This window comes from uncultured Pseudoalteromonas sp., assembly GCF_963922945.1.
Classification (GTDB): domain Bacteria; phylum Pseudomonadota; class Gammaproteobacteria; order Enterobacterales; family Alteromonadaceae; genus Pseudoalteromonas.
Genome location: NZ_CAWUKC010000142.1, coordinates 1 through 4,006 on the forward strand (window position 1 = coordinate 1; position 4,006 = coordinate 4,006).

Annotated in this window: 3 protein-coding genes; all 3 read right to left on the bottom strand. The window is 44.6% G+C overall.

Annotated elements, in window-relative coordinates; genetic code table 11:
• On the bottom strand, positions 1 to 1,710 hold a 1,710-nt coding region (gene acnA, locus AABI99_RS17575; RefSeq protein WP_338367417.1), incomplete at its 3' end, for an aconitate hydratase AcnA.
• Positions 1,711 to 1,826: 116 nt separating this feature from the next.
• On the bottom strand, positions 1,827 to 2,954 hold the full coding sequence (gene prpC, locus AABI99_RS17580) for a 2-methylcitrate synthase (RefSeq protein WP_338367418.1): 1,128 nt from the start codon (positions 2,952 to 2,954) through the stop codon (positions 1,827 to 1,829).
• A 42-nt stretch (positions 2,955 to 2,996) separates the two neighbouring features.
• Positions 2,997 to 3,875: a methylisocitrate lyase gene (gene prpB / locus AABI99_RS17585; RefSeq protein ID WP_055015051.1), complete on the bottom strand. Its 879-nt coding sequence runs from the start codon at positions 3,873 to 3,875 to the stop codon at positions 2,997 to 2,999.
• Positions 3,876 to 4,006: the final 131 nt, after the last annotated feature.

A 4,006-nucleotide genomic window follows, 5' to 3' on the forward strand; every position in this document is an offset into this window, starting at 1 on the left:
ATCTATTTCTTCATCGCTTGGCCATAAATCTTTAAGCGTTATATCGTTGCCGTGTTGATCTTGCCCAAGCACACCTTTTTCTATATCAAAACGAATAGTACCGGCAATAGCATACGCTACAACTAATGGCGGTGACGCTAAAAACGCTTGCTTAGCATAGGGATGAATACGCCCATCAAAGTTACGATTGCCAGATAGCACCGCGGTTGCGTATAAATCGCGATCGATTACTTCTTGTTGAATAACAGGATCAAGTGCGCCGCTCATGCCGTTACAGGTAGTACAAGCAAAGCCCACAATACCAAAGCCAAGCTTTTCAAGTTCAGGCAGTAAGTTTGCCTCTTCAAGGTATGATTGCACCGCTTTAGAGCCTGGCGCGAGTGAGGTTTTAACCCAAGGTTTGCGCATTAAGCCTTTGGCATTTGCATTGCGCGCAAGTAAGCCTGCAGCAATTACGTTGCGCGGATTACTGGTGTTAGTACAACTGGTAATAGCGGCAATAATACAGGCGCCATCTGGCATTAAGCCTTCATTGTTTTCAACTGTGCCAGATATACCTTCTTTAGCTAAATCACTCGTTGATACACGGCGGTGTGGGTTCGAAGGCCCAGCAATATTGCGCCCTACGCTTGATAAATCAAATTTAAGCACCCGCTCGTATTTTGCTGTTTTTAAACTATCGCTCCAAAGGCCTGCCGTTTTAGCGTAGTTTTCTACAAGGGCTATTTGCTCTTCATCACGCCCTGTTAAACGCAAGTAATCTATTGTTTTATCGTCTATGTAAAACATGGCAGCAGTTGCACCAAACTCTGGCGTCATATTAGAAATAGTTGCTCTATCGCCAAGAGTCAGTGCATCGGCGCCTTCGCCGTAAAATTCTAAATAGGTCGAAACCACACGCTGCTCGCGTAAAAACTCGGTAATAGCTAATACGATATCGGTTGCAGTAATACCGGGTTGGCGAGTGCCTGTTAGCTCAACACCAACAATGTCAGGTAAGCGCATGTACGAGGCACGGCCAAGCATTACGCTTTCGGCCTCAAGCCCACCTACGCCTACAGCAATTACACCAAGTGCATCAACATGTGGGGTGTGGCTGTCGGTACCAACTAAGGTATCAGGGAATGCAATGCCATCGCGGTTTTGAATAACAGGCGACATTTTTTCAAGGTTAATTTGATGCATAATGCCGTTACCAGGCGGAATAACATCAATATTTTTAAAGGCGGTTTTAGTCCAGTTTATAAAATGAAAACGGTCATCGTTACGTCTATCTTCAATGGCACGGTTTTTTTCAAATGCATCGGGATCAAAGCCCGCATGCTCTACCGCTAAAGAGTGATCAACAATAAGTTGTGTAGGCACAACCGGGTTTACTTTTGCGGGATCCCCGCCTTTTGCGGCAATGGCGTCGCGCAGGCCTGCTAAATCAACTAATGCGGTTTGGCCTAAAATATCGTGGCATACTACACGCGCCGGATACCACGGAAAGTCTAAATCTTGTTTACGCTCAATAAGTTGATTAAGCGCATCGGTCAGCATATCAGGCTCACAGCGGCGCACTAGGTTTTCGGCCAGTACGCGCGATGTGTAAGGCAATGTGGCATACGCACCTGGCTTTATAGCATCTACTGCGGCTTGTGTGTCGTAGTAGTCTACATTTGAGCCAGGCAATGGTTTTCGGTATTGGGTGTTATTAATTATGGTCATAATACAGGTTCGCTAATAGGTGACGGGAAATAAAAGGCAAGGGGTGAGCGTGTTGCTCACCCAATACCAATGCGCTTAATTAAGTATTATTACGGATTGATATTATGTGTAACTAATCAGCCTCTTGATTCAATTGGCGTATAGCTACGTGCCTCTGGCCCTGTGTACTCAGCACTTGGGCGAATAATACGGTTGTTAGCGCGCTGCTCTTTAACATGTGCCGTCCAGCCGGTAACACGGCTCATCACAAATATTGGCGTAAATAACTTAGTGGGAATACCCATAAAGTGATACGCTGATGCATGGAAAAAATCGGCATTACAAAATAGCTTTTTCTCTCGCCACATAACCTCTTCGCATCTAACCGATACAGGGTAAAGCACATCATCGCCCACCTCTTTAGCTAGTTTTTCAGAGAACTTTTTAATAATAACGTTACGTGGATCTGACTCGCGGTAAATAGCGTGGCCAAAGCCCATAATTTTATCTTTACGCTCTAGCATACCCATGATTTCTTGCTCGGCATGATCAGCACTTGTAAAGTTTTGAATCATATCCATCGCGGCTTCGTTTGCACCACCATGCAGTGGGCCACGTAGCGTACCAATAGCACCTGTTACACACGAGTGAATATCTGAAAGCGTTGATGCACATACACGCCCCGTAAACGTAGAGGCGTTAAATTCATGCTCTGCGTATAAAATTAGCGACACATTCATTACTTGCGCAAACAGCTTGCTCGGAGCCTTGTCGTGTAATAGCGTTAAAAAGTGTGCACCTACTGAGTCGTCATCGGTTTGGGTATCAATGCGTACGCCATCGTGACTAAAGCGGTACCAATAACAAATAATACTTGGGAAGAGCGCAACCATGCGGTCAATCGCATCGTTTGCTTGGCTAAAATCAAGTTCCATTTCTAGGTTACCCAGCATTGAGCAACCGGTACGCATAACATCCATTGGGTGCGCGTCTTTAGGAATATTTTCAAGCACGGTTTTTAGTGCATCTGGCAGGCCACGTAAGCTTTTTAATTTAGCTTTATAGTCAGCTAGTTCATTCACTGTTGGTAACTCACCGCGCGAAAGTAAAAACGACACCTCTTCAAACTGTGCTTTTTCGGCAAGTTCGCTAATATCGTACCCACAATACGTTAAACCAGAGCCTGTTTGCCCTACTGTACATAATGCCGTTTGCCCTGCTACTTGGCCGCGTAAGCCTGCACCGCCTAATGCTTTATCTACCATGATCTTCTCCTATCTTAAATTTGTGTGTGATTTTAATAATTATTATTTGTCAGATTTTGATGAAAAAAGGTTATCAAGTGTGTTTTCGTATGTGTGGTAATCTAAAAATTCGTAAAGCTCGGCGCGTGTTTGCATGTTTTCAATTTGGCTTTGCTGCGAGCCCTCATTTAAAATGGCAGAGTACACGTTAAGCGCGGCTTTGTTCATGGCTCTAAACGCACTAAGTGGGTAAAGCACCATTTCAACACCTACCTCACTTAACTGCTCTTTGGTGTAAATAGGCGTTTGGCCAAACTCAGTAATGTTAGCCAAAATAGGCACGTTTAACGCATCCGAGAACGCTTGGTAATCGGCAAGGTCGTGCACGGCTTCAGCAAAAATAGCGTCTGCGCCCGCTTCTACACAGGCAGCGGCACGATCAATCGCGGCATTTAAGCCTTCTTTTTGAAACGCATCGGTGCGAGCCATAATGTAAAAATCGCTATCGGTTTTAGCATCAACCGCCGCTTTAATGCGGTCAACCATTTCACCTTGGCTTACAATTTCTTTATTAGGGCGGTGTCCACAACGCTTTTGCGCTACTTGGTCTTCAATATGAAAACCCGCTGCGCCGGCTTTAGTCATTTCTTTAACGGTACGGGCAATATTAAACGCCCCGCCCCAGCCTGTATCGGCATCAACTAATAGTGGTAAATCGCTTGCACCAGTAATACGGCGAATATCCTCAAGTACGTTATCAAGGCTGGTCATGCCTAAATCTGGCATACCGTAAGAGGCATTTGCTACACCGGCACCTGAGAGGTAAATAGCTTGGTGGCCCATTTTTTCCGCCATCATAGCTGTGTAGGCATTTATAGTACCTACCACTTGCAATGGGCGGTTATTAGCAATAGCCTGTTTAAATTTTAATCCTGCTGACATTATTTTCTCCTCACTTTGAACGGTTGCTACATGGAGTAACTTATATTTTTAATCTTAGTTAGCTTTTAACCTTTAACCTTTAACCTTTAACCTTTAACCTTTAACCTTTAACCTTTAACCTTTAACCTTTA